The following is a 24,920-nucleotide window of genomic DNA, read 5'->3' as shown; positions in this document are numbered from 1 at the left end:
GTCCGGGGGCCGGGCTTCCGGGTGGTTCCGGCGCGTCCGGCGCGTGCGGGATCAGGTGCCGGGCAGGGCGCCGAGCAGGACGCCGGCGGTGAGCACCACGTAGTTGGCCAGGGTCACCGTGCTGGTGGCCATCAGGGTGGCGGCCCGGGGCTGGCGGACCAGCTGGTAGGCGATCAGGCCGGGGACGATGAAGCCGAGCGTCTGGTTGGCGTACAGGGTCGGCAGCTCGCGCTGGAGCACCAGCATCACCGTCGCCTGCAGCAGCACGCCGATCAGCACCACGGCGGCGAACAGCCGCTTGCCGTAGAGGATCACCAGCTTCTGGACCAGCCGGGTGGCGAGGTAGGTCAGCACCGTCACGCCGATCACGATGGCCACCCGCTGGAGGTCCTCGACCAGCGTGAGGGCCAGCCAGCCGGGGGTGATCATGCCGCCGGGGGACAGGTTGGTGGTCAGGTAGCAGACGAGCGAGAAGACCAGGCCGAGCGCGATGCCGATGGCGGCGATCTCGGGGGTGAGCTCGGTGGGGATCACTGCTGGTCTCCGTGGTCGGTGGTGCGGGGGAGGGGGTCGTACCAGGAGTCGGGGATCGGCTCGGGGACGTGGACGGGCACCGCGGGGCCGGGCTCGTACGGGTGCGGGCGGTACGCCTGCGGCCCGGACCGGTACGCGCCCGCCTCGTACGGCTGGGCCTCGTAGGGCCGGGGCTCGTACGCGACCGGCTCGTACGCGCCGGCCTCGTACGCGCCGGCCTCGTACGGCCAGGGCCGGTGGTAGCCCGGGTCGCCGTAGTCCGGCTCGGGGTAGAGCGGCTCGGGCTCCCGGTAGGCGGACTCGGGTGCGTCCGGGGCGTCCGGGTCCTCGTCGGGGGCGAGCCGGGCCAGCTCCTCCAGGAACAGTTCGCCCTGGCCGTGGATGTTGCCGACGGCCACCAGCGAGGAGTCCTGGCCGAGTTCGGCCAGCAGCTCGGCGGTGAGCTGCGCCGGGTCGCGCCGGTCGCCGCCGAGGTCGACCACCCGGCCGGACCAGCCGGCCGGGATGCCGTCGCGGGCGCTCTTGGTGGGGTGGCCGATCAGGAACACCGTGTCCGGGTCGAGGTCGGGCACGATCTGGCCCATCTGCCCGTTGCGCTCGACCCGGTCCGGGCGGCAGTTCACCACCACGTTCAGCGGGCGGTGGATCGCGCCCAGGTCCTCCAGCTGGCGGACGTTCATCAGCGTCGACTCGGGGTCGTTCGCGGCGAAGACGTTGGCGAACCGCAGCCGCTTGCCGTCCTCGGTGCGGTAGCGCTCGACGGAGAGCACGCCCGGGTCCGGCGGGGCCGCCCACATGCCCTGCAGCGCGGTCCGCCGCTCCACGCCGAGGAGTTCGGCGACGGCCAGGGCGATCGCGACGTTCTCCTTGAAGGTGAACCAGCTGAAGCCGCGCAGCTCCTCGTCGGTGACCGACTCCGGGTCCACCACGATCAGCCGGCAGTCCCGGCGGGCCGCCTCCTCGCGAAGGATGTGCGCGCGCTCCTGCTCGGCGGTCACGCAGACGCCGCCGACCGGCATCGAGCGGGACAACGAGCGGGCGACGTCGTCCAGGGTCGGGCCCATCTCGGCGAGGTGGTCCTCGCGGACGTTGCACAGCACGCCGATGGTGGAGCGGATCAGCTTGGTCTGGTTGACCTCCTGGAGCGCCGGCATGACGGCCATGCACTCGATGACCAGGGCGTCCGGCCGGTAGGTGGCGGCGCGGCGGACGATGCCGATCTGCTCCACCACGTTGGCGATGCCGAACTTGCGGTAGACCGGCTCCTCGGTGGCGTCCGGGTGGATGAACCGGGCGGCGGTGCCGGTGGTCTTGGCGACCGTCACCAGCCCGCCGCCGCGCAGCGCACCCGCGCAGAGCCGGGTGATCGAGCTCTTGCCGCGGATGCCGTTGACCAGCACCCGGGTGGGGATCTGCTCCAGCGCGGCGAAGTGCCGGCGCTGCTCGACGATGCCGGCTACCAGCAGCACGGCGCAGCAGACCAGCAGCACGACGTAGAGGAAGAGCACGGGAGGTCCTTCGGGCGGGGCTCAGCGGGCGGGCGCGGGCGCGGGGGCGGGAGCGGTGGCGGTACGGCGGGGGCGGGCCAGCTCCTGGCGGATCAGCTCCAGGCTCCGGGCGACGGCACCCACCTCGTCGTGGTGGACGGGGTAGAGCACCGTCCGTCGGTCACCGGCGGCCAGCGCCTCGGCGCTCGCCGCCAGCCGGCGCAGCGGCAGGCCGACGGCGATGAACAGCCAGCCGAGGCAGAGCGCGGCCGCGGCCAGGCCGAGCATGCCGGCCAGTACGGCCCGCCGGTCGGCCCGGTTCTGGTCCAGGTGCAGCCAGGCCACCGGGTGGGCGGTGACCACCGACCAGCCGAGCTTGGCCACGCTGCCGTTGCCGCCGAGCGGGGCGGCGGCGAGCAGGGCCGGGTCGCCGCCGCCGCGCAGCACGTCGGCGGCGGCCGACTTCCCGGCGCCCGCCAGCAGGGCCTTGGCGCGGCCCTCGGGCAGGTCGCCGAAGGAGCTGTAGCCCGCGTTGGCGGCCAGCACCCGCTGCCGGTCGTCGACCAGCCAGACCCGGCCCAGTCCCGGGCGGACCAGCAGCGCGCTGAGGAAGTCCGTCTTGAACTCGCCGACCAGCACCGGCCCCGCCGGCTCGGCGGCGCCCTCCGCCTCGGCGTCCGCGGGCGCCGCGGCGAGTGCGGCGCGGGCGGCGATCCGCGGCTCCTTCCCGGAGCTGTTGAGCAGCAGCACGCCGCTCGCGCCGAGCGCCTCCGGGCCGGTGCGGTGCGGCGGCTCGCCGACGTGGGCCAGGAGCTCGCCGCCCGCGCCGAGGACGTACAGCGCGCGGTAGCGGTCGTGCTCGGCCAGGGTCGCGCGCAGCAGGGCGTCGGCCTGGCCGACGGAAACGCCGGCGAGTTCCGGGGCGAGCGAGCGCAGGTCCGCGTAGCCCTCGTTGAGCGCCTGGCGGACCCGGTCGGCGGCGGTGTCGGTGCGGTCGCGCTGGCCGGCCACCACCTGGGTGGGGACCCGGACGGTCGGGTCGTTGCCGCCGAGCAGCAGCAGCGGGCCGGACCAGCCGAGCACCAGGACGGCGCACAGCGCCAGCGGCAGCGCGGTGCCCGGTCGGCGGCGGGCGGGCCGGACGGGGGCCGGCGGGCGGGCCGGGTCGAGCAGCTGCAGGCGCAGCTCCTCCAGGGCGCGGGTGATCCGGCCGGCCTCGCCGCGGGCGGGGCCGTGGACGGGCTGGTCGAGGCGGTCCCCGCGGGTGAGCCGGCGGGACTCCAGGAACAGCCGCAGCAGCGGGCGCTGGAGGCTGCGGACGAGGTACCAGGCGAGCAGCAGGGCCAGGGCGGTCAGGGCGCCGGCGGCGGCCAGGCCGAGCAGGGGGTGCCGCAGGCTGCCGGGCCTGCCGTCGACGGTGCTGGTGGAGACCACGGTCAGGCCGAGCGGGGTGGCGAGGTCGTGCCCGCCCGCGGTGCCGACGGCGGCGTAGCCGGCCACCCGGCGCACGCCCTTGGCGTCCGGGCTGCCGGCCAGGCTGCCGGAGGCCGTCCCGCCGGGGAGGGGGCGTTCGCGGGCGGCGCGCTCCCGGGCGCCGGAGACGAGCTTGCGGTCGGCCTCGGCGCCGAGCTCGGCGCCGGTGGTGTCCAGGACGGCGCCGGCGGCGTCCAGGACCTGGATGGTCTGCTCCTTGCGGGTCGCGATGCCGGGCAGCCGAAGGTTGTCGGAGGCGACCAGCAGGGCCCGGCCGTCGGCCTTGGTGGTGACGAGCGCGAAGGTGAGCAGCCGGGTGCCGGTCGTCGAGGGCACCAGCACGGGGGCGGGCGCGGTGTCGGTGACCCTGCCGAGGTCCAGGCTGGCCAGCGGAACGGTCTCGCCGCGGGCGGCGAGCAGCCGGCCGGTGTCGGGGCGGACCACGACGGTGCCGCGCCACTTGTGGTACGCCTGGCCGAGCGCGGTCAGCACGGCGGAGGGCTCGGCGGGCGCGGCGTCGTACCGGGCCGCGGCGCGGCGCAGGTCGGTGGCGCTCTCGTGGAGTCCGGCGCGCAGCGAGGCCGCGGTGTCCTCGGCGGCGTACTGGTGGGACTCCCGGACGGCCTGCGGGGTGTCGTCGACGCGCAGTCCGCCGACGGCGAGCGCGGTGATCGCGGCGACCGCGAGCAGCAGCACCAGGAGCAGCACGATGGGCGGCCGGATGCCTCCGAGCAGCGGCATGTCGGCCCGGCGGCGATAGCGGTGCTGTCGCGGCGGGTTGGGTGCCGTGCTCACGGGGGCCTCGTTCTCCTCCGAAGGCCCGGCGCGGCCCGCCCCCCCCGGGAAGCTCCGCCGGCCTCCTCGGTCAAGCGCTGATCAAGAATGGGTCAAGCCGAATCAGCGTACGAAGAGGAATCGCAAAAGTTGTCACGTCTCGGTTGCGGTCGGATGTCGCTTCGGGATCTCTTTTCGTCCACCCGGTGTGGATCATGGACACGGTGGCCGGCAGGGTAGGTTCGACGGCCATGGAGACTCGGGGTTCGCGACGCACACCACTGCTGCCGGTGGCGGTGCTGCTGGTGCTCGCGGCGCTCGCGGTCGTGCTGACCCTCGCCGCGCGCGGGACGGCCGGCCCGCCCGCGGCGGTGCGGGACGCCCCCGCGGGCCCGACCGGCCCGACCGGGCCCGGCCCGGTGGACCTGGCGGCCCTGGTGGACGCGTACACCGAGGGCTTCGGCCCGTCCGGCCCGTACGCCGTGCCGGACGCCGGGCAGCGCCGGGCGATCGCCGACGGCGTGCTCGGCGCGCTGGACGGCCACCCCGACCAGGCGGGCCGGGCTCTGGCGCGGGTGGGCTACCGGCTGACCGAGTTCACCGAGGCGGCGACCGGCCGGCGGGTGGCCGAGATCGCCGACGCCACCGCGGCGGACGGCCGTGGCTGGGGCCGGGTCTACCTGGACCTCTCGGTCCGGGCCGGCTGGTCGGTGCAGGTGCCGCACCCGGTGTCGGACGCGCGCACCGAGGCGCTCGGGGTGGACCTCTTCCGGGCCGCGCCCGGCGGGGTGCTGGTGCTGGCCGGGGCGCACCGCAGGGCCGGGCCGGACGGCGCCTCGGACGTCGCCCACCGGGCCGACACCGTCTTCGCGGCGGTGGTGGAGGCGCTCACCGGGCGCGGACTGCCCGGCATCCAGGTGCACGGCTTCGACGAGGGCAGCCTGCCCGGGCAGGACGCGGTGGTCTCCAGCGGCGCCGGGCAGCCGGGGCCGGCCGCCGACACGACGGCGGCCGGGCTTGACCGGGCGGGCTTCGCGGTCTGCCGGGCCTGGCGGGAGAAGTGCGGGCAGCTCGGGGGCACCACCAACGTGGAGGGCCGGTTCGCCGCCGGGCTGGCGGTGCCGTGGCTGCACGTCGAGCTGGGCAACGCGCTGCGCACCGAGCCGGCCCGCCGCGCGGAGGTGGCCGGGGTGCTGGCGCGGACGGCGCGCGGCTGGGCGGCGGGCTAGCGGTGGCGGGCCCGAAGGAGTGGACCTAGCAGGGGCGGCGGCGCAGGTCCATGACGTAGTCGTGCGGGGCGCCGGCGCTCTCCGCGGCGTCGGCGATCAGGCCGAGGTAGCGGGCCGCGGGCAGGCCGCCCTCGTAGTCGTTGAGCACGTACGTCCAGACCTGGATGTCGCCGTCCAGGGTCTGGGCGCGCAGCTTGGTCTTGCGGTAGATGCCGAGCTGGACGCCCTCCCAGCGGTCCAGGCCCTCCTCGTCCATCGGCGAGACGTCGTACAGCGAGACGAAGACCCGCTCCTTCTCGTCCTCGACGACGGTGGCCAGCGAGCCCTCCCAGCCGAGGTGTTCACCGCCGAAGGTGAGCCGCCAGCCGTCCAGCCACCCGGTGCCGCGCAGCGGGGAGTGCGGGGCGCGGCGGGTCATCTGCCGGGCATCGAGGTTGGTGGCATACGCGGCGTAAAGGGGCATGGGGGGAAGAGTAGCCCGGTCGGCGGACGCTCCGGGGCTCCTGGACGATCGCACCGGAGCCCCGACCCCGGCGTGGCGGCGCTCCCGGCGTGCGGGACAATGGTGAGCGTGACTCGGATCGTGATCATCGGTGGCGGACCCGGCGGCTACGAGGCGGCCCTGGTGGCCGCTCAGCTCGGCGCGGAGGTGACCGTCGTCGACCGCGACGGTCTTGGCGGATCGGCGGTGCTCACCGACTGCGTGCCGTCGAAGACCCTGATCGCGACCGCGGAGGTGATGACCACCTTCGACAGCTCGTTCGAGGAGCTGGGCATCATCGTCGCGGACGACACCCCGCCGGCCGAGCAGGCGGCGCGGGTCATCGGCGTGGACCTGGGCAAGGTCAACCGCCGTGTGAAGCGCCTGGCGATCGCGCAGTCCCACGACATCACCCAGTCGGTCACCCGCGCGGGCGTCACCGTGCTGCGCGGCCGCGGCCGGCTCGGCTCCGGCGGGCAGGCCGTGGACGGCTCCCGCGAGGTGCTGGTGGACGCTCCCGACGGCACCGTGCAGTCGCTGCGCGCCGACGCGGTGCTGATCGCCACCGGCGCCCACCCGCGCGAGCTGCCGGACGCCCAGCCGGACGGCGAGCGGATCCTGACCTGGACCCAGGTGTACGACCTGGAGGAGCTGCCGCGCGAGCTGATCGTCGTCGGCTCCGGTGTCACCGGTGCCGAGTTCGCCGGCGCCTACCAGGCGCTCGGCTCGAAGGTCACCCTGGTCTCCTCGCGCGACCGGGTGCTGCCCGGCGAGGACCCGGACGCCGCCGAGGTGCTGGAGGACGTCTTCCGCCGCCGCGGCATGAACGTGATGAGCCGCTCCCGCGCCGAGAGCGCCAAGCGGATCGGCGACAAGGTCGAGGTGACCCTCTCCGACGGCACGGTGATCGAGGGCACGCACTGCCTGATGGCGGTCGGCTCGATCCCCAACACGGCCGAGATGGGCCTGGAGGAGGCCGGGGTCAAGCTCAACGACTGGGGCCAGATCCAGGTCGACCGGGTCTCCCGCACCAGCGCCCCGGGCGTGTACGCGGCCGGCGACTGCACCGGCGTCTTCATGCTCGCCTCGGTGGCGGCCATGCAGGGCCGGATCGCGATGTACCACGCGCTGGGCGACGCGGTGCAGCCGCTGAACCTGAAGACCGTCGCCTCCAACGTCTTCACCGACCCGGAGATCGCCACCGTCGGCTACACCGCGGCGGACGTGCAGTGCGGCAAGATGGACGCGGTCGTGGTCAAGCTGCCGCTGCGCGGCAACCCGCGGGCCAAGATGCAAGGCATCCGGGACGGCTTCGTGAAGCTGTTCTGCCGCCCGGGCACCGGCATCGTGGTCGGCGGCGTGGTCGTCGCCCCGCGCGCCAGCGAACTGATCCACCCGATCTCGCTCGCGGTGGACGCCAATCTGACGGTCGAACAGGTGGCCAGCGCCTTCACGGTCTACCCGTCCGTCTCCGGCTCGACCGCCGAGGCCGCCCGGCAGCTGCACATCCGCAAGCGGGCCGGCGGCGAATCCTGAGCCTCCGGCGCACAGTTGAGGGCGGCTGCCGACCGGCGGCCGCCCTTCGCGCAGGAGTGATCGTCACCCGGACGGCGGGCGCAGTGCCGGGTTGCTGACGGCGCGTATTGTACGGTCACGCGCCGCTCGGACGCGAGCAATTCCCGCTACTAGCTGCAAACGCCTGAAAGCAGACGGTCACGCAGGTTACCGTCGGTTCTGTGTTTGCAGCAGAACGTCGCCAGTTGATCCTCGAAATGGTGCGCGCCAACGGAGCGGTCTCGCTCCGGGAGTTGGCCCGCGTCGTCCAGACGTCCGAAGTGACCGTGCGCCGCGACGTACGGGCACTGGAGGCAGAAGGGCTCCTCGACCGCCGGCACGGCGGCGCGGTGCTCCCCGGCGGCTTCAGCCGCGAACCCGGCTACCCGCAGAAGACCCACCTCTCCGCCGCCGAGAAGAGCGCCATCGCGGACCTCGCCGCCGGCCTGGTGGAGGAGGGCGACGCGGTGGTGGTCGGCGCCGGCACCACCACCCAGGAGCTGGCCCGCCGGCTCGCGCGGGTGCCCGGCCTCACCGTCGTCACCAACTCGCTGCTGGTCGCCCAGGCGCTGGCGCACGCCAACCGGGTGGAGGTGGTGATGACCGGCGGCACCCTGCGGGGCTCCAACTACGCACTGGTCGGCAGCGGTGCCGAGCAGTCCCTGCACGGCCTGCGGGTGTCCAAGGCCTTCATCTCCGGCAGCGGGCTGACGGCCGAGCGGGGCCTGTCCACCACCAACATGCTGTCCGCGAGCGTGGACCGGGCGCTGGTGCAGTCGGCCTCCGAGGTCATCGTCCTCGCCGACCACACCAAGCTCGGCGCGGACACCATGTTCCAGACCGTGCCCACCGAGACCATCACCCGGCTGGTCACCGACGAGCACGCCACCGCGGACGACGCAACCGCCCGCGAACTGGACGCGCTCGCCGACTGCGGGGTGCAGATCGACCTGGCGCCGCTCGGCGCCGCCCCCACCGGCGACGCCCCGGTGCACGGCACCGGCAGCGGCCCCGTCCACCAGACCCAGCCCGGGCCGCTGCCCCGGCGGGCCGGCCCGCCCCCCGGCGGGGCCCCGCTGCCCGGCCAGCGGCGGCCCGGAGCGCACGGGGGCCCGGCCGGCCCGGGCGGCGGCATGCCCGTCCGGCTGGCCGAGATGGGCCTGCCGCGCGGGCGCTGAGCCACGGCCGGACGGGCCCGGGAGGCAGCTCGGACGGGCCCGCGACCCGGCCGGACGGGCCCGGGAACGCGGCCGGTCCGCACACCCCGAGGGGCGTACGGACCGGCCGGGTGAAGCCCCTGCGGGCGTCAGTCCTTGATCTCGCAGAGCGCGGCACCGCTGCTGACGCTGGCACCCACCTCGGCCTTGAGGCCGACGATCGTGCCCGCCTTGTGCGCGTTCAGCGGCTGCTCCATCTTCATCGCCTCCAGGACCACGATCAGCTCGCCCTCGGCGACGACCTGGCCCTCCTCCACGGCGACCTTGACGATGGTGCCCTGCATCGGCGAGGCCAGGGTGTCACCACTGACCGCCGAACCGGCCTTCTTGGCACCCACCCGGCGCTTGGCCTTCGCGGCACCCGTGGCACCGGCCGCCGGCGCCGCCGCGACGCCCAGCGAGGACGGCAGCGAGACCTCGATCCGCTTGCCGCCGACCTCGACCACGACGGTCTCGCGGCCCTCGGCCTCCTCGCCGTCGCCGGCCGCACCCGCGAACGGCGGGATGGTGTTGTCGAACTCGGTCTCGATCCACCGGGTGAAGACCTTGAACGGGCCCTCGTCGCCGTGCACCTCGGGCGCGAACGCCGGGTCGGTGACGACCGCCTGGTGGAACGGGATGGCGGTGGCCATGCCCTCGACCTTGAACTCGTTCAGCGCGCGGCGGGCCCGCTCCAGGGCCTGCTTGCGGTCGCGGCCGGAGACGATCAGCTTGGCCAGCAGGGAGTCCCAGGCCGGGCCGATGACCGAGCCGCTCTCCACGCCGGAGTCCAGCCGGACGCCCGGGCCGGACGGCGGGGCGAACAGCGTCACGGTGCCGGGCGCGGGGAGGAAGTTGCGGCCCGGGTCCTCGCCGTTGATGCGGAACTCGAAGGAGTGACCCCGCACCTCCGGGTCGCCGTAGCCGAGCTCCTCGCCGTCGGCGATCCGGAACATCTCGCGGACCAGGTCGATCCCGGTGACCTCCTCGGTGACCGGGTGCTCGACCTGCAGACGGGTGTTGACCTCCAGGAAGGAGATCGTGCCGTCCAGCGCCACCAGGAACTCGCAGGTCCCGGCGCCCTCGTAGCCGGCCTCCTTGAGGATGGCCTTGGACGCCCGGTAGAGCTCGGCGTTCTGCTCGGCGGTCAGGAACGGCGCGGGCGCCTCCTCGACGAGCTTCTGGTGCCGGCGCTGCAGCGAGCAGTCACGGGTGGACACGACCACCACGTTGCCGTGCTTGTCCGCGAGGCACTGGGTCTCCACGTGCCGCGGGTTGTCCAGGTAGCGCTCGACGAAGCACTCGCCGCGCCCGAAGGCGGCGACCGCCTCGCGCACCGCGGACTCGTACAGCTCCGGGATCTCCTCGAGCGTGCGGGCGACCTTGAGGCCGCGGCCGCCGCCGCCGAAGGCCGCCTTGATGGCGACCGGGAGGCCGTGCTCGCGGGCGAACACGACGACCTCGTCGGCACCCGAGACCGGGTCCGGCGTGCCGGCGACGAGCGGCGCGCCGGCGCGCTGCGCCACGTGCCGGGCCGTCACCTTGTCGCCGAGGTCGCGGATGGCCTGCGGGGGCGGGCCGATCCAGGTGAGACCGGCGTCGAGCACGGCCTGGGCGAACTCGGCGTTCTCCGACAGGAACCCGTAGCCGGGGTGGACCGCGTCGGCACCGGAGTCCTCGGCGGCCTTCAGGACCTTGCTGATGTCCAGGTAACTGGTAGCGGGGGTGTCGCCTCCCAGCGCATAAGCCTCGTCGGCCGCGCGGACGTGCAGCGCGTCCCGGTCCGGCTCGGCGTAGACGGCGACGCTGGCGATACCGGCGTCCGAGCAGGCCCGGGCGACGCGGACGGCGATTTCCCCGCGGTTGGCGATGAGCACCTTGCGCACTGTGGCTCCCTTCTTGAACCTGGTCGAGTTTATGGATTCCTGGGCGGTACCGGCGAGTAGCCCCAGGTTGTGAACTATCCCACACGGACGGTGATGGATTTCGCGGCCTCCGCGGCCGTCCTCCGAGTGACGTCGCAGGTCGCGGCCGGTGCCGCCGGGGAGGCCCGGTTCGCTGCGGGTGACGGTGCGGCGGCGTGGCGCCCCGGTGGCATCGGACACACTCTCGCCCGGCGGGCTCAAGCGGCGGTCGTGCGGGCGGCCGGGCGCTGCAGGGCCTCGGCCGTGACGTCCGCGGCGACCTCCACCATGTCCGGCCCGTACGCCTCCGGGTTGAGCGCCCGCAGGACGATCGCGAAGCTTCCGTTGCGGCCGTACTTCCGGGCGAGTTCGCGGTGGTGGGCGACGAGGTACCGGACGCCCGCCTGGTTGGCGGTGCCGGTCTGGCCGGAGATCAGGAACACCGGGCGCCCGCCCTCCGGGGTGGCGATCCGGGCCAGCAGGGTGTGCACCTGGTCGCGGTCGGCGGCGAACTCGCGCTCGCCCACCACGATGACGTTGCTCCCCGGACCGGGACCGGAGGTCACCAGCACCCCCGGCAGGCCCCAGGCGAGGTGCGCGGCCATCCGGTCGTTGCTGACCGGGCCGCCCAGGCACAGCTCGGTCTTGACGCCCAGCCCCCGGTGCGCCGCGTCGTGCGCGACCAGCTCCGGGCGCGCCCCGCACTCCTCGACCAGCCCGGCCAGCCACATCAGCGCGTAGGCGTCCCGGCGGGTCACGGTGTTGGCGTGCGAGCCCGTCCCGACACTGCGCGGCACCACGATCAGGCACTCGCCGCCCGCCGGCAGCCCGAGGAACTCCCGGACCCGTTCGACCCGGCGGCGGCGTCGCAGCGCCTGCCCCAGCCAGCCGAGCGCGGCACTGATGGCACTGGCCACCAGCCCCAGCAGCACGTTGAGCACGCCGTCGGTCATCGCCGCGTCCCCTCCCCGTTCGAACGGCCATCACCCTAGCGGCGCCCGCCCCGCACGACCATTGACCGTGCGTGACGGTCTCCCTAGCGTTCGTCACATGACCTACACAACGGGGAAGTCGGCGAAGGCGGTGGCACTGCTGGCACTGCTCGCCCTGGCGGGGTGCGGCGGTCCCGGGCCGGGAGGGGACGCGGCGGCGACCGCGTCGGCCCGGGGCGGCACGACGGCGGCCGGGGCGGTGCAGGGCGGGGCGACCCCGCGGCCGGACCGGACGGACGGCTGCCTCGGCGAGGACCGGGCCAGGGCCGGCAGCATCGACCTGCAGGGCGCCTCGGGCGTCCGGCCGGCGTACTTCCAGCAGGCGGACGGCGGGGCGGCGAAGGTCGCCGTGGTGTTCTCGCACCAGGCGGAGGGCTCGCTCTGCGACTGGCTGCCCTACCTGCCCGCGTTCACCCGGGCGGGCTACGCGGTGCTGGCCGCCACCGTCGGGGGCAGCCCGTCCAGGGACATCCCGGCCGCGCTGAGCTGGCTGGGCACCAAGGGCGTCACCGCGGTGGTGCTGCTGGGGGCCTCCAAGGGGGCCACCGGCTCGCTGGTCGCGGCGGGCGCGCCGACCCCGCTGCCGGTGGCGGCGGTGGTCTCGCTCAGCGGCCCGTGGTCCTGGGACGGTGAGGACGCGCACGAGGCCCTGAAGGCCCTCCGGGCCCCGGAGTTCTTCGCGGCCGAGGAGGACGACTCCCCGTTCGCCGGGAACGCCCGGCAGATGCACGACTTCGGGAGGTCCCCCGTGAACGAGCTCAAGATCTACCCGGGCGGCGACCACGGCGCCGACCTGCTCGCGGACGGCGCCCTGCCGGACGTGCTGGCCTTCCTGGCGAGGAACGCCCCCGCCGGGTGAGCCGCCGGCCCGGGCGGGTCACCGGCCCGGGCGGGCCGCCGGGCGGGCTACCGGCTCCAGAGGTCGGTGATCCGGACGCCGAGGTCGGCGAGCAGGGTGCGCAGCAGCGGCAGCGAGAGACCGATGACGTTGCCCGGGTCGCCGTCGATGCCCTCGACGAAGGGCGCGGAGCGCCCGTCCAGGGTGAACGCCCCGGCGACGTGCAGCGGCTCGCCGGAGGCCACGTAGGCGGCGATCTCGGCGTCGTCCGGGGTCCCGAAGCGGACGGTGGTGGAGGCGGTGGCCGAGGACTGCCGGCCGGTCGCGGTGTCGATCACGCAGTGGCCGGTGCGCAGCACCCCGGACCGGCCGCGCATCGACTGCCAGCGGGCCAGCGCCTCGGTGGCGTCGGCGGGCTTGCCGAGCGCCAGGCCGTCCAGCTCCAGGACGGAGTCGCAGCCGATCACCAGCTCGGCGCCGGTCAGTGCGGCGGCGACCGCCTTGGCCTTGGCCTCGGCCAGGACCAGCGCGAGTTCGGCCGGGGTGGGGGCGCTGATCGCGTCCTCGTCGACGCCGCTGACCACCACGCGCGGGTCGAGGCCCGCCTGGCGCAGCAGCCCGAGGCGGGCGGGGGAGGCGGAGGCGAGGACGAGGGGGCGCTGGTCGGTCATGCCCACCAGGGTAGGGGGTGCGGGTGTCCGCCGGTCAGGTGAACGAGGGGAAGATCATGAGCAGCACGGCGCCCACCAGCAACAGGGCGGCGAGCACCCGGCCGGCCCGGTGCAGCCGCTCCAGCATCCGGCGGGCCTCCGGGGAGGGCTCGTCGCGAGGGTCTGACCAGAGCACCCGTCCAGAGTGCGCCGCGCCGGGGCCCGGGCGCCTGAGTATCCGTACTCAGTTTCCGGCGGTCAGGGCGGCGGGGACGGCGGTGGAACGCGTACGGAGTGGGAAGTCGACCGGGTCGACTTCCCACTCCGCACACCTCGGCTCGGCTCGGATCAGCCCGCCCACCCGGACGTCCGCCAGGCGTTGACGCCCGGGTGGACGGCGGGTCGGAGCAGGCGGGAGCGGTCGTTCCAGGGGGAGGCCGGGCCGACACCGGCCAGGCGCGCCGCCTCCGCGGCGGCCTGCGCGGCGGCGGCCCGGGCCTGGACCACCGCCAGGACGGTGGCCAGCTCCTCGGGGGTCGGCTGCCCGTGCAGCACGTGGATCGGGGCCATGGCTAGATTCTCTCCCGACGGGGCCTAGAGGGGGATGTTGCCGTGCTTCTTCGGCGGCAGCACCTCGCGCTTGCCGCGCAGCGCCCGCAGGCCCCGGACGATGTGCCGGCGGGTCTCGCTCGGTGCGATCACCGCGTCCACGTAGCCGCGCTCGGCCGCCAGGTACGGGTTGAGCAGGGTGTCCTCGTACGAGGCGAGCAGCTCGGCCTGGCGCTCCTCGGCGTTCCCGGCGGCCTCGGCCTCGGCGATCTCGCGCCGGTGCAGGATGTTCACCGCGCCCTGCGCGCCCATCACCGCGATCTGCGCGGTCGGCCAGGCCAGGTTGAGGTCGGCGCCCAGGTGCTTGGACCCCATGACGTCGTACGCGCCGCCGAAGGCCTTGCGGGTGATCACGGTGATCAGCGGGACGGTCGCCTCGGCGTAGGCGTAGATGAGCTTGGCGCCGCGGCGGATGATGCCGTCCCACTCCTGGCCGGTGCCGGGCAGGAAGCCGGGCACGTCGACGAAGGTCAGCACCGGGATGTTGAAGCTGTCGCAGGTCCGCACGAAGCGGGCGGCCTTCTCGCTGGCGGCGATGTCCAGGCAGCCGGCCAGATCCATCGGCTGGTTGCCGACGACGCCGACGGGGTGGCCCTCGACCCGGCCGAAGCCGGTGATGATGTTGCCCGCGTACAGCGGCTGGGTCTCCAGGAACTCGCCGTCGTCGACGACGTGCTCGATCACCTTGCGCATGTCGTACGGCTGGTTCGCCGAGTCCGGGACGATGGTGTCGAGTTCGAGGTCCTCGTCGGTGACCGTGAGGTCCGCCTGCTCGGGGTAGGACGGCGGGTCCGAGAGGTTGTTGGAGGGCAGGTACGAGAGCAGGCTCTTGACGTACTCGACGGCCTCCTTCTCGTCGGTGGCGAGGTAGTGCGCGTTGCCCGACTTGGTGTTGTGGGTGCGCGCGCCGCCCAGCTCCTCCATGCCGACGTCCTCGCCGGTGACGGTCTTGATGACGTCCGGGCCGGTGATGAACATGTGCGAGGTCTGGTCGGCCATCACCACGAAGTCGGTGATCGCGGGGGAGTACACCGCGCCGCCGGCGCAGGGGCCCATGATCAGCGAGATCTGCGGGATCACGCCCGAGGCGTGCACGTTGCGGCGGAAGATCTCGCCGTACAGGCCGAGCGAGACCACGCCCTCCTGGATCCGGGCGCCGCCGGAGTCGTTGATGCCGATGACCGGGCAGCCGGTCTTCAGCGCGAAGTCCATCACCTTGACGATCTTCTCGCCGAACACCTCGCCGAGGGAGCCGCCGAAGACGGTGAAGTCCTGCGCGAACACGGCGACCTGGCGGCCGTCCACGGTGCCGTAGCCGGTCACCACGCCGTCGCCGTACGGGCGGGTCCGGTCCAGCCCGAAGTTGGTCGAGCGGTGCCGGGCGAACTCGTCGAACTCGACGAAGGAGTCCTCGTCCAGCAGCTCGACCACCCGCTCGCGGGCCGTCAGCTTGCCCTTGGCGTGCTGCTTCTCCACGGCCTTGGCGGAGCCGGAGTGCACCGCCTCGTCGAGCCTGCGCCGCAGGTCGGCGAGCTTGCCGGCGGTGGTGTGGGGGTCGTACGGCGCCTCGGTCATCCGGTGGCTCTCCCTGATCCATGGGCCGCGACCTGTTCGAGTGCGCGCGGGCCGGAGTGGGTCCCGGGCATGAGGGCAGGGCGGCGCTGCGAACTACCGTTGAGTAGCGTAGCCAGCACGCGGGGCGGTAGGGCACGTCCTGGCGTTATGGCCATCGACACAGTGTGTCAACGGCCGTTCTGAGGGACGATGGGGCGGCCTACGCCCCCTGCCCGCGGCCAGGTCCTAGGGTGGCCCCCATGACCGCACCCGACACCCCCCGCCGCAGTGGACTGCGCGGTTTCGGCCGCACCGGGCCGTCGCCCTGGGCCGACCTGGACCGCCCGCCGCTGGACGAGGCGGCGCTGCGCCGCGACCTGCTGCTGCCGGGCGGGCTCTGGACCTCGCTGGACGTCGTCCCCGAGACCGGCTCCACCAACAGCGACCTCGCCGCCCGCGCCCGGGCCGGGGCCCCGCAGGGCGCGGTGCTGGTCGCCGAGGAGCAGCTCGCCGGGCGCGGCCGGCTGGAGCGGCAGTGGACCGCCCCGGCCCGCTCCGGGCTGTTCCTGTCGGTGCTGCTGCGCCCCGAGGAGGTGCCGGTCGAGCGGTACGGCTGGCTGCCGATCCTGGTCGGGGTGGCCGCGGCCAGCACGCTGAGCCGGGTGGCCGGGGTCGAGGTCGGGCTGAAGTGGCCCAACGACCTCCAGGTGGAGATCGACGGCCGGGAGCGCAAGCTCGGCGGCATCCTCACCGAGCTGGGCGGCGGCGCCGTGGTCGCCGGCCTCGGCCTCAACGTCTCGCTGCGCGAGGCGGAGCTGCCCGTCCCCGCGGCGGCCTCGCTGGCGCTGGCCGGCGCCGCGGTCACCGACCGGTCCGTCCTGCTGCGGGCGCTGCTGCGCGAGTTCGCCGAGCTGTACCGCGACTGGACGGCGGCCGCCGGGGACCCGCACGCCAGCGAACTGCTCCGGGCCTACGCGGACCGCTGCACCACGCTCGGCCGGCAGGTGAGGGTGCACCTGCCGGGGGACCGCGAGCTGACCGGCGAGGCGGTGGCGATCGACGGCGACGGACGGCTGGTGGTCCGCACCCCCGACGGCGCACGGCAGGCGGTCGGCGCGGGGGACGTCGTCCACGTGCGCCCCGAGCCCCGCTGAACGGCACTCTTCACCTCCCCTTGACCCGGGCTGATGCCCCGGATCACGTGATTCCGTGCGAACATTCCACCTGGCAGCGGTGTGAGGCGCGCCACTGCCCGCCGGGTGGCGGGCGCGCCCGGACAGGCAGGACACGAGGCGAGTGCGGCGACCGCACGGGGACGGACCGGTGGCAGAGGACGGCAGCAGCGGCGGAACGGCGGGCACCCACGACCCCACGGTCGCGCTCGAACTGGAACGTCTGATCCTGGACGCGCCACGCCGCTACACCCCGTACCAGGCCGCGCGCGCCGCCGACGTCCCGATGGAGCTGGCCACCCGGTTCTGGCGGGCGATGGGCTTCCCCGACATCGGGCAGTCCCGGGCGCTGACCGACGGCGACGTGATCGCGCTGCGCCGCCTGGCCGGCCTGGTCGAGTCCGGTCTGCTCAGCGAGTCGATGGCGATCCAGGTGGCCCGGTCCACCGGGCAGACCACCGCGCGGCTGGCCGGCTGGCAGATGGACACCTTCCTGGAGAACCTCACCCAGTCCGTCGAACCCGGGCTGACCCGGGCCGACGTGGCGTACCCGCTGGTCGAGCTGCTGCTTCCGGAGCTGGAGCAGTTCCTGGTCTACGTCTGGCGCCGGCAGCTCGCCGCCGTCACCGGCCGGGTCGTCCAGGCCGCCGAGGACCACGAGATCACCAGCGGCCGGCTGGCGGTCGGCTTCGCCGACCTGGTCGGCTTCACCCGGCTGTCGCGCCGGCTGGAGGAGGAGGAGCTCGGCGAGCTCGTCGAGACCTTCGAGAACACCTGCTCCGACCTGATCGCCGGTCAGGGCGGCCGGGTCATCAAGACGCTCGGCGACGAGATCCTCTACGTCTCCGAGGACCCGGTGACCGCCGCCGAGATCGCGCTCAGCCTGATCGAGGCGCTCGCCGAGGACGACACCATCCCCGCGCTGCGGGTCGGCATGGCCTTCGGCACCGTCACCTCCCGGATGGGCGACGTCTTCGGCACCACCGTCAACCTGGCGAGCCGGCTCACCTCGATCGCGCCCAAGGACGCGGTGCTGATCGACGGCGAGTTCGCCGCCGCGCTGGAGCAGAACGGCAGCGTCGCCCCGGCCGACGTGGACGGGCCCGGCCTGGCGGAGGCGCTGTCCGCGGCGGCCGGGATGCCCGCCTCCGGCCTGCCGGTGCCGGGCCCGGACGCCGGGCACCGCTTCCACCTCCAGCCGATGTGGCGCCGGCCGGTGCGCGGGCTCGGGCTGGTCGAGCCGTGGCTGCTGTCGCGGCGGCTCAAGCCGGAGTAGGTCCGGGGGTTGCGTGCTCCCGGTGCCGAATGGTTGAAACCCGTACGGCCTGGTGCGGGTTCGTCCCCGCAAACGGGGCATAACCGAACGAAACCGCCATAGTCTTGGTTGCAAGCGGCCGGACGGGTGCGGTCGTGACGGGGGTCTGGCAGGACCGGACACAGGGAGCGAGGCGAACCGGTGGGCGGCGAGGCGATCATGACGGACCGCGGCTGCGACTGCGGTGGCTCGCGGCACCCCGACCCGCTGCCCGACCTGCGGCTGCAGTCCGTGGTCGAGCTCGCCCAGGACATGGCCGGAGCGCTCACCCCGCTGGAGGCCGTCCGGGCCGCCGCCGTCCGGGCCACCGAGGCGCTCGGCGCCACCATGACGGCGGTCTCCGTCTGGGACCGCGAATCGGGCCGGCTGAGGGTCCTCGTCAACCACGGGGAGCTCGCGCCGGGCGAGGAGGAACTGCCCGAGGACGAGTCCTACCCGGTCGCCGACTTCCCCGAGATCGTCACCTACCTGGAGGAGCGCTGGACCACCGGGCGCCTTCCGCGCGCCTGGTTGCAGACCGCCGAGAACACCGAACCGCACACCGGGCACGCGCACCCCACCGCCGGCGCGTACTGCCAGGAGCGCGCCGCGGCGCTGCGCCGGCGCGGTCGGGCCTGCTGCGTGGTCGCGCCGATCGTCCTGCACGGGCAGGCCTGGGGCGAGCTCTACCTCGCCCGCAGCGTCGGGATGCCCGAGTTCACCGAGGCCGACGCCGACTACGCCACCCTGCTGGCCGCCCAGGTGTCGGCCGGTCTGGCCCAGACCGAACGCCTCGCCGACCTGCGCAAGCTCGCCTTCTCCGACCCGCTCACCGGCCTCGCCAACCGGCGCGCCGTCGACGCCCGGCTGGAGAGCGCCCTCGCCGCCCACAACCGCGACAACACCGTGGTCTCGCTCGTGGTCTGCGACGTCAACGGGCTCAAGCGGGTCAACGACCAGCTCGGCCACGAGATGGGCGACCGGCTGCTGGAACGGTTCGCCCACCAGCTGTCGCTGGCCGCCGCCAAGCTGCCCGGCAGCCTCGCCGCCCGGCTCGGCGGCGACGAGTTCTGCCTGCTGGCGGAGGGGCAGAAGGCCGACGAGGTGGTCGTCGTCGCCGAGGAGCTGTGCGCCCGCGCCCTCGCCCTGTCCGAGGGGGAGGGGGTCGCCTGCGGCGTCGCCTCCACCGGCGACTCCATCGGCCCCGTCACCACCCCCGACCGGCTCTTCCGGCTCGCCGACGCCGCCCAGTACCGGGCCAAGGCCGCCCGCGCCGCCCACCCCGTCGTCGCCGGGCGCAGCCACGGCCCCGGCTTCGCCCCGGACCCGACCGTGCTGCTGGCCGACGCCGCCGACCCGCACCACCGGGCCGACGGGCGGCCCCGCGGCGGCGGCCGGGCGGGCGCGGGCGACCGGCGGCGGTTCCGCGGCGCCGCCCACAGCGCCGACCCCGGCCAGCTGCTCACCGCCGTCCTCGCCGGCCTGGACCGGGCCGCCGGCGCCAGGGCCGTCCACCCCGCCGACACCCTCGCCAAGCTCGTGGTCGTCGCCGAGTCCTCCGCCCGGCTGCTCGACGCCGTCGGCTGGTGGATCTCCTACGTCCCGCCCGGCTCCCAGCTCATGCGCACCGCCCAGCACGCCGTCTACCGGATGACCAGCGGCCCCAGCAGCGTCCGGGCCGAGACCCAGCGCGCCCAGATCGAGGCCCCCGACGCCGTCTTCGACCTGCGTCACTACCCGATGACCCGGCGGGCCGTCCGCGGCGGCGCCTTCGCCCTGCGGGCGGGCGCGGCCGGCAACGACCCGGCCGAGGAGGCCATGCTCGTCGTCTCCGGCTACCGCGGGATGGTCGCGGCGGGCGGCCAGAACCCGGCGGGCGGCTGGCTGGTCGAGCTCTTCGCCGACGACGCCACCCTCCCGCTCGGTCAGGCCGCCTGCGCCATGCGGGCCCTCGTGGCCGTGGCGCTGTCCGGGCCGACCTCGCCGCCGGCGGGCTGACGGCGGGCCGCGGGAGCCGGCCCCCGGCGGTTCTGTGCCGGTTCGGTGACCGCCGTGTTGCGGGTGGGTCGCGGTCCGCGCCCGGGGGGTGGTGGGGGCCGCCCGGTGGTGGGACGGTGTCCGCTGGATCGGCGCGGCGGGCGCGCCGGGGACGGGGTGCGGGCCGTGGGCAGACGACTGGTGGGCGTGGCGGTGGCCGGGGCGCTGGTGCTCGGTGGCGGGGTGGCGTTGGCCGCGCCCGCCTCGGCGGCGCCGGTGGTGCGGACGGCGGACGCGCTGACAGCGGGTGCGGGTGCGGGCAGCGCGGCGGGTACGCCGGCGGAGGGCGCCCGACAGGTGCGGGTGGTGGCCGGGGCGCACCGGATCTCGGACCTGGCCGGCTCCAAGTCCAAGTCGAAGAGCAAGAAGAAGAAGGGCTTCTTCGCCGGGGTGATCGGCAAGGTCATCGGCTTCCTCGTGGTGCTCCTGCTGGTCGCCGTGCTGGTGGTCCTGGTGGTGCGGCTCAGGCGCCGGGACGGCCGGTCCTAGGGCCTCCCCGGGCCGGCGCCCCCCGGGGCCCGTCCGGGCTCAGGCCGGGACGGGCGGGGCGGCGGCGGGCTCGCTGATCCGGTCCGGCCGGGTGTACACGTTCGCGCTCTCCCCGCGCAGGAAGCCGACCAGCGTGAGGCCCAGCTCCTCGGCCAGGTCCACCGCGAGCGAGGACGGGGCCGAGACGGCCGCCAGCAGCGGCACGCCCGCCAGCGCGGCCTTCTGGGTCAGTTCGAACGAGGCCCGGCCGCTGACCAGCAGGACGTGCCCGGTCAGCGGCAGCCGGCCCTCGCGCAGGGCCCAGCCGACCACCTTGTCCACCGCGTTGTGCCGTCCGACGTCCTCGCGGGCGCAGAGCAGCTCCCCGGTGGCGGCGTCGAACAGGCCGGCCGCGTGCAGGCCGCCGGTGGACTCGAAGGTGCGCTGGGCGGCCCGCAGCCGGTCCGGCAGGCCGTACAGCAGGGACGGCGGGACGGTCAGCGGGTCCTCGCCGACGGGGTGGCGGACGTGGGTGCGCACCGCGTCCACGGTGTCCCGGCCGCAGAGGCCGCAGGCGCTGGTGGTGAGCAGGTTGCGGTGCGCGGAGAGCGGCAGGGGGCGGGCCGCGCCGCGCAGGGTGGCGTCGACGACGTTGTACGTGTTGGCGCCGGCCTCGTCCGTCCCGGCGCAGTAGCGCAGCGCGGCGAGCTCCTCCGCGGTGTGCACCAGCCCCTCGCCGACCAGGAACCCGGCCACCAGGTCGAAGTCCTGCCCGGGGGTGCGCATGGTGACGGTCAGCGGTTCGCCGCCGAGCCTGATCTCCAGCGGTTCCTCCGCCGCCAGGGCGTCCGGCCGCACTCCGCGCCCGTCCCCCCGCAGCCGCACCACGCGCCGCCTCGCCGTCGCCCGCGTCATCGCCCCGCCACCTCCGTACGTGTCCCGTGACCACCAGCCTGCGGCATGGCGGCGGCCGCCGGCCAACGGCCCCGTCCCGGCCCGGCGTGCGGCGCGGGACGGGGCGGCGGAAAATCCGAATGGCGAGCAGCTGTTGTCATATTCCCATTCACCTGATGTGATGGTGTATATGGATATGCACAGTGCTGTGGCCCCCGACGCTCCGCTGGTCCAGGTCGGCAAGGCCGACGTCAGTGCGGAGGACGTGCTGGCCGTCGCCCGGGGCAACGCCCGGGTCGAGATCGGCCCCGACGCCCTGGCCGAGATGGCGACCGCCCGGGCCCGGATCGACGCCCTCGCGGCCGAGCCGCGCCCCGTCTACGGCGTGTCGACCGGATTCGGCGCGCTCGCCGTCCGGCACATCAGCCCCGAACTGCGTGCGCAGCTGCAGCGCTCGCTGGTGCGCTCGCACGCCGCCGGCATGGGCCCCGCGGTCGAGCGCGAGGTCGTCCGGGCGCTGATGTTCCTGCGGATGAAGACGCTGGCCTCCGGCCGCACCGGGGTCCGCCCGCTGGTCGCGCAGACCATGGCCGCCCTGCTCAACGCGGGCATCACCCCGGTGGTCCGGGAGTTCGGCTCGCTCGGCTGCTCCGGTGACCTCGCGCCGCTGTCGCACTGCGCGCTGGCCCTGATGGGCGAGGGCGTGGCCACCGGCCCGGACGGCGTGGAGAAGCCCGCCGGCGAGCTGCTCGCCGCCGCCGGCATCGAGCCGGTCGAGCTGCTGGAGAAGGAGGGCCTGGCCCTCATCAACGGCACCGACGGCATGCTCGGCATGCTCGTGATGGCGATCGCCGACCTCCAGCGCCTGTTCACCACCGCCGACATCACCGCCGCGATGACCCTGGAGGCGCTGCTCGGCTCCGACAAGGTGCTCGCCCCCGAGCTGCACGCGCCGATCCGCCCGCACCCGGGCCAGGCGCTGAGCGCCGCCAACATGCTGGCCGTCCTCAAGGACTCCGGCCTCACCGGCCACCACCAGGACGACGCGCCGCGCGTCCAGGACGCCTACTCGATCCGCTGCGCCCCGCAGGTGGCCGGCGCCGGCCGCGACACCCTGGCGCACGCCCAGCTCGTCGCCTCCCGCGAACTGGCCGCCTCGGTCGACAACCCGGTGGTGCTGCCGGACGGCCGGGTCGAGTCCAACGGCAACTTCCACGGCGCCCCGGTGGCGTACGTGCTGGACTTCCTGGCCATCGCCGCCGCCGACCTCGGGTCGATCTCCGAGCGCCGCACCGACCGACTGCTCGACAAGGCCCGCTCGCACGGCCTGCCGGCCTTCCTGGCCGACGACCCGGGCGTGGACTCCGGCCTGATGATCGCGCAGTACACCCAGGCGGCACTGGTCAGCGAGAACAAGCGGCTCGCCGTCCCGGCCTCGGTCGACTCGATCCCGTCCTCCGCGATGCAGGAGGACCACGTGTCGATGGGCTGGTCGGCCGCCCGCAAGCTGCGCCAGGCCGTCGACAACCTCGGCCGGATCCTCGCCGTGGAACTCACCGCGGCCGCCCGGGCGCTGGAGATCCGTCAGCAGGCCGACGAGTCGGGCCGCGTCGCCCCGGCCACCGCGGCCGCCATGGCCGCCGCCCGGGAGGCGGGCGTCGGCGGCGCCGGCCGCGACCGCTTCCTCTCGCCGGACCTGGAGGCCGCCGCCGCGCTGGTCGCCTCCGGCGGGCTGGTCCGGGCGGTGGAGGGGGTCACCGGGCCGCTGGCCTGACCACCCGCCGGGGCGCTGAACAGGCCGACCGGCCCCGCCCCGTCAGTCCCAGTCGCTCCGCGGGGAGCGCCGCGCCTCGTCGCGGTGCTCCCGGCGGTCGGCGAAGGCAGCGGCGAAGTTGACCCCGACGATGCCCGCCCAGCTGACCAGGATCCCGACGAAGCCGCCGCCCGACGGGCTGCTCGCGATCCCGGTCAGCGGGATGCCGAGGACCAGCGAGATCACCGCGAGCCTGGTCCCCGGGCGGCCGGGCACCCGGCCCTGTCGGCGGGGGTGGTGGCGGTGGGCGGGCCCGTACTCGTCCATCCGCTCGTCCACCCGGCGGTCCAGACGGGCGTCCATCCGGGACTCCATCCGGCTCAGGAACGAGTCGACCAGCTCCGACTCGTACTCCTTGCCGAGTTCCTTGCGGGCCTGCAGGGTGGCGTCGAGGTCGCGGCGCAGTTCGTCCTGGCGAGTGTTCATACGGGCAAGCCTGCAATCCGCGGCGGAGCCGGGTCCATCCGTTCGCCGGGGAATCCGGGCGGGCTCAGGGGGAAATCAGGGTTACCCCGAGCCGCCGTTCACCCCTCGGGACGTCCCACGCGACGTTCCGCCGTACGAGACGTCTTTGCCAGGCGCGACGCGCTGCTGCACAGTCGTCGTCCGAACCGCTCGCACCCGGAGGTACCGCTGATGACCGCCATCGACGAGGCCGGCTCGGTCGGCCCCTCCTCCCGGCTGCTCCAGCTGTTCGAGGGCCACCGGCTCACCCCGACCCAGCGGCGCATCGCGCACTCCCTGGTCCGGCACGCCACCGAGGCGCCGTTCCTCTCCAGCGTCGAGGTCGCCGAGCTGGCCGGGGTCAGCCAGCCCTCCGTCACCCGCTTCGCGGTCGCCCTCGGCTACGACGGCTACCCGGCGCTGCGCCGGCAGCTGCGCGAACTCGGCGCGGGCGAGGCCGTCGCCCCGGAGACCCCGGACGACGCGGTGCGCAACGAGCACCAGCAGGCGGTGCTCGCCGAGATCGCCCACCTGCGCCACCTCGCCGAACTGCTCGCCGACCCCGAGCCGATCATCCGGGCCGCCCGGCTGCTCGCCGCCTCGCGCCCGCTGCCGGTGCTCGGACTGCGGGCGGCCTCCGCGCAGGCGCGCGGCTTCGCCTACTTCGCCGCCAAGGTGCACCCCGACATCCGGCTGCTCGACGAGGGCGGCAGCATGCTCGCCGACCGGCTGGAGCAGGCGAGCGCCGCCGGCGCCACCGCGCTGCTCTGCTTCGCCCTGCCGCGCTACCCGCGGGAGCTGATGGACGCGCTGGCGGTGGCCCGCGAGTGCGGTCTGACGGTGCTGACCGTCGCGGACAGCGCCTTCGCGCCGGTCGCCAAGCTCTCCGACCTGATGCTGCCGGCCGCCGTCGGCACCGGGCTGGTCTTCGACACGGCGTGCGCGCCGATGATGCTCGGCCGGGTGCTGCTGCAGAGCATGTGCGACGAGATCCCGGGCGCGGAGGCCAGGCTGGAGGCCATCGAGCAGTCGGCGGCGGCGCGCGGCCTGTTCCTGGAGTAGGCGCGACCCCGCCCGGGCGCCGGCTCCGCCCGGTGGGCGCGCCCGCAGTGGGCCGGATCGTGAGTAGTCGTCACGAACCCGGGCATCCCCTACTGCAGGGGGTGCCGCCCATGCGCGTGATCCACGAGATGAAGTTCGTCGCCCGCCTGGCCTCGGGGGCCGACGAATGGTCCTGCCCCACCTGCGGACGCCGCGTCACCCTGCGGCGCCTGCCCGATCCCGAACTGACCGTCCTCGATCCGGGAGACGACTCCGCCGTCCACGTCGGCGTCATCGAGCCGGACGCCCGGGCCGCCGCGGAGGCGGTCGAGAAGTACGGCCTGGGCCCGGTGCAGAACATCCCCCGCCCGCCGTCCCCGCCCGCGCCCGACGCCGACGACCGCCGCTGGCTCGCCGAGATCGGCATCGACTGGGACGGCGGCGCGGCCGCCTGAGGCCCGCCCGGCAGGCCCGTTCCGACG

General features: G+C 74.9%; 22 protein-coding genes and 1 pseudogene. 11 read left to right on the top strand and 12 right to left on the bottom strand.

Annotated elements, in window-relative coordinates; genetic code table 11:
* Positions 1-51: 51 nt before the first annotated feature.
* From ACIA8Q_RS08365 to ACIA8Q_RS08355, 3 genes are read right to left on the bottom strand one after another with little or no spacing between them, the layout of a single operon-like run.
* Positions 52-534 (bottom strand): poly-gamma-glutamate biosynthesis protein PgsC/CapC, encoded by a 483-nt coding sequence (locus ACIA8Q_RS08365; RefSeq protein ID WP_360216336.1) that lies wholly within the window; start codon positions 532-534, stop codon positions 52-54.
* Entirely contained in the window at positions 531-2,042 is a 1,512-nt protein-coding gene (gene pgsB, locus ACIA8Q_RS08360; protein ID WP_396316913.1) for a poly-gamma-glutamate synthase PgsB, read from the bottom strand. The genes ACIA8Q_RS08365 and pgsB overlap by 4 nt, the downstream gene beginning before the upstream one ends.
* Before the next feature lie 21 nt (positions 2,043-2,063).
* Entirely contained in the window at positions 2,064-4,289 is a 2,226-nt protein-coding gene (locus tag ACIA8Q_RS08355; protein ID WP_396316912.1) for a HAMP domain-containing protein, read from the bottom strand.
* Positions 4,290-4,519: 230 nt separating this feature from the next.
* Here ACIA8Q_RS08355 and ACIA8Q_RS08350 point away from each other — a divergent pair, with 230 nt between their 5' ends.
* The gene (locus tag ACIA8Q_RS08350; RefSeq protein WP_360216327.1) at positions 4,520-5,497 is read left to right on the top strand and encodes a hypothetical protein; all 978 of its coding nucleotides are present in this window, start codon (positions 4,520-4,522) and stop codon (positions 5,495-5,497) included.
* Positions 5,498-5,522: 25 nt separating this feature from the next.
* Here ACIA8Q_RS08350 and ACIA8Q_RS08345 read toward each other — a convergent pair whose 3' ends face one another.
* Entirely contained in the window at positions 5,523-5,960 is a 438-nt protein-coding gene (locus ACIA8Q_RS08345) for a gamma-glutamylcyclotransferase (protein ID WP_360216324.1), read from the bottom strand.
* A gap of 99 nt (positions 5,961-6,059) precedes the next feature.
* Here ACIA8Q_RS08345 and ACIA8Q_RS08340 point away from each other — a divergent pair, with 99 nt between their 5' ends.
* Both ACIA8Q_RS08340 and ACIA8Q_RS08335 read left to right on the top strand, forming a co-directional pair.
* Positions 6,060-7,514, top strand: a complete 1,455-nt coding sequence (locus ACIA8Q_RS08340) for an NAD(P)H-quinone dehydrogenase (protein WP_360216321.1) — start codon at positions 6,060-6,062, stop codon at positions 7,512-7,514.
* A gap of 236 nt (positions 7,515-7,750) precedes the next feature.
* The gene (locus ACIA8Q_RS08335; protein ID WP_387901321.1) at positions 7,751-8,710 is read left to right on the top strand and encodes a DeoR/GlpR family DNA-binding transcription regulator; all 960 of its coding nucleotides are present in this window, start codon (positions 7,751-7,753) and stop codon (positions 8,708-8,710) included.
* A gap of 128 nt (positions 8,711-8,838) precedes the next feature.
* Here the strand turns inward: ACIA8Q_RS08335 and ACIA8Q_RS08330 are convergent, their stop codons facing one another.
* Positions 8,839-10,614 (bottom strand): biotin carboxylase N-terminal domain-containing protein, encoded by a 1,776-nt coding sequence (locus ACIA8Q_RS08330; RefSeq protein WP_360216314.1) that lies wholly within the window; start codon positions 10,612-10,614, stop codon positions 8,839-8,841.
* A gap of 236 nt (positions 10,615-10,850) precedes the next feature.
* Positions 10,851-11,585 (bottom strand): hypothetical protein, encoded by a 735-nt coding sequence (locus tag ACIA8Q_RS08325; RefSeq protein WP_360216311.1) that lies wholly within the window; start codon positions 11,583-11,585, stop codon positions 10,851-10,853.
* A gap of 97 nt (positions 11,586-11,682) precedes the next feature.
* Between ACIA8Q_RS08325 and ACIA8Q_RS08320 the strand changes: the two genes are divergently transcribed.
* Positions 11,683-12,483, top strand: a complete 801-nt coding sequence (locus ACIA8Q_RS08320; protein WP_360216308.1) for a hypothetical protein — start codon at positions 11,683-11,685, stop codon at positions 12,481-12,483.
* 47 nt (positions 12,484-12,530) lie between these two features.
* On the opposite strand, the gene ACIA8Q_RS08315 is transcribed toward ACIA8Q_RS08320, so the two are convergent.
* The 4 genes from ACIA8Q_RS08315 to ACIA8Q_RS08300 form a co-directional block, all read right to left on the bottom strand.
* Complete coding sequence (locus ACIA8Q_RS08315; RefSeq protein ID WP_360216305.1) at positions 12,531-13,133, bottom strand: nucleoside triphosphate pyrophosphatase; 603 nt, start codon at positions 13,131-13,133, stop codon at positions 12,531-12,533.
* Between the two features lie 34 nt (positions 13,134-13,167).
* Positions 13,168-13,308: a morphogenic membrane protein MmpB gene (gene mmpB, locus ACIA8Q_RS08310; RefSeq protein ID WP_360216302.1), complete on the bottom strand. Its 141-nt coding sequence runs from the start codon at positions 13,306-13,308 to the stop codon at positions 13,168-13,170.
* 152 nt (positions 13,309-13,460) lie between these two features.
* Positions 13,461-13,682, bottom strand: a complete 222-nt coding sequence (locus ACIA8Q_RS08305) for an acyl-CoA carboxylase epsilon subunit (RefSeq protein WP_360216299.1) — start codon at positions 13,680-13,682, stop codon at positions 13,461-13,463.
* Between the two features lie 24 nt (positions 13,683-13,706).
* Complete coding sequence (locus tag ACIA8Q_RS08300; protein WP_396316911.1) at positions 13,707-15,296, bottom strand: acyl-CoA carboxylase subunit beta; 1,590 nt, start codon at positions 15,294-15,296, stop codon at positions 13,707-13,709.
* Between the two features lie 239 nt (positions 15,297-15,535).
* Between ACIA8Q_RS08300 and ACIA8Q_RS08295 the strand changes: the two genes are divergently transcribed.
* From ACIA8Q_RS08295 to ACIA8Q_RS08280, 4 genes and pseudogenes are all read left to right on the top strand, one after another.
* A complete protein-coding gene (locus ACIA8Q_RS08295) occupies positions 15,536-16,429 on the top strand; it encodes a biotin--[acetyl-CoA-carboxylase] ligase (protein WP_360216293.1) in 894 nt (297 codons plus the stop codon).
* 169 nt (positions 16,430-16,598) lie between these two features.
* Positions 16,599-17,723, top strand: a complete 1,125-nt coding sequence (locus ACIA8Q_RS08290; RefSeq protein ID WP_360216290.1) for an adenylate/guanylate cyclase domain-containing protein — start codon at positions 16,599-16,601, stop codon at positions 17,721-17,723.
* Positions 17,724-18,014: 291 nt separating this feature from the next.
* Positions 18,015-19,172, top strand: a pseudogene (locus ACIA8Q_RS08285) (diguanylate cyclase domain-containing protein); the annotation flags it as partial.
* Between the two features lie 732 nt (positions 19,173-19,904).
* Positions 19,905-20,267 carry a hypothetical protein gene (locus tag ACIA8Q_RS08280; RefSeq protein WP_360216287.1) on the top strand — a complete coding sequence of 121 codons (363 nt, stop codon included), beginning with the start codon at positions 19,905-19,907 and terminating at the stop codon, positions 20,265-20,267.
* 39 nt (positions 20,268-20,306) lie between these two features.
* Here ACIA8Q_RS08280 and fdhD read toward each other — a convergent pair whose 3' ends face one another.
* Positions 20,307-21,161 (bottom strand): formate dehydrogenase accessory sulfurtransferase FdhD, encoded by an 855-nt coding sequence (fdhD, locus tag ACIA8Q_RS08275; protein ID WP_360216284.1) that lies wholly within the window; start codon positions 21,159-21,161, stop codon positions 20,307-20,309.
* Positions 21,162-21,330: 169 nt separating this feature from the next.
* On the opposite strand from fdhD, the gene hutH reads away from it, so the two are divergent.
* A complete protein-coding gene (hutH, locus tag ACIA8Q_RS08270; protein ID WP_360216281.1) occupies positions 21,331-22,914 on the top strand; it encodes a histidine ammonia-lyase in 1,584 nt (527 codons plus the stop codon).
* 42 nt (positions 22,915-22,956) lie between these two features.
* Here the strand turns inward: hutH and ACIA8Q_RS08265 are convergent, their stop codons facing one another.
* Positions 22,957-23,379 (bottom strand): hypothetical protein, encoded by a 423-nt coding sequence (locus ACIA8Q_RS08265; RefSeq protein ID WP_360216278.1) that lies wholly within the window; start codon positions 23,377-23,379, stop codon positions 22,957-22,959.
* A gap of 210 nt (positions 23,380-23,589) precedes the next feature.
* Here ACIA8Q_RS08265 and ACIA8Q_RS08260 point away from each other — a divergent pair, with 210 nt between their 5' ends.
* Positions 23,590-24,459 (top strand): MurR/RpiR family transcriptional regulator, encoded by an 870-nt coding sequence (locus tag ACIA8Q_RS08260; RefSeq protein WP_360216275.1) that lies wholly within the window; start codon positions 23,590-23,592, stop codon positions 24,457-24,459.
* A gap of 110 nt (positions 24,460-24,569) precedes the next feature.
* Complete coding sequence (locus tag ACIA8Q_RS08255; RefSeq protein WP_360216272.1) at positions 24,570-24,893, top strand: hypothetical protein; 324 nt, start codon at positions 24,570-24,572, stop codon at positions 24,891-24,893.
* The last annotated feature ends 27 nt before the right edge of the window (positions 24,894-24,920 follow it).

The organism is Kitasatospora sp. NPDC051705, assembly GCF_044453265.1.
In the GTDB taxonomy this organism is placed as follows: Bacteria; Actinomycetota; Actinomycetes; order Streptomycetales; family Streptomycetaceae; genus Kitasatospora.
This window is presented reverse-complemented; position numbering and strand designations above follow the sequence as displayed.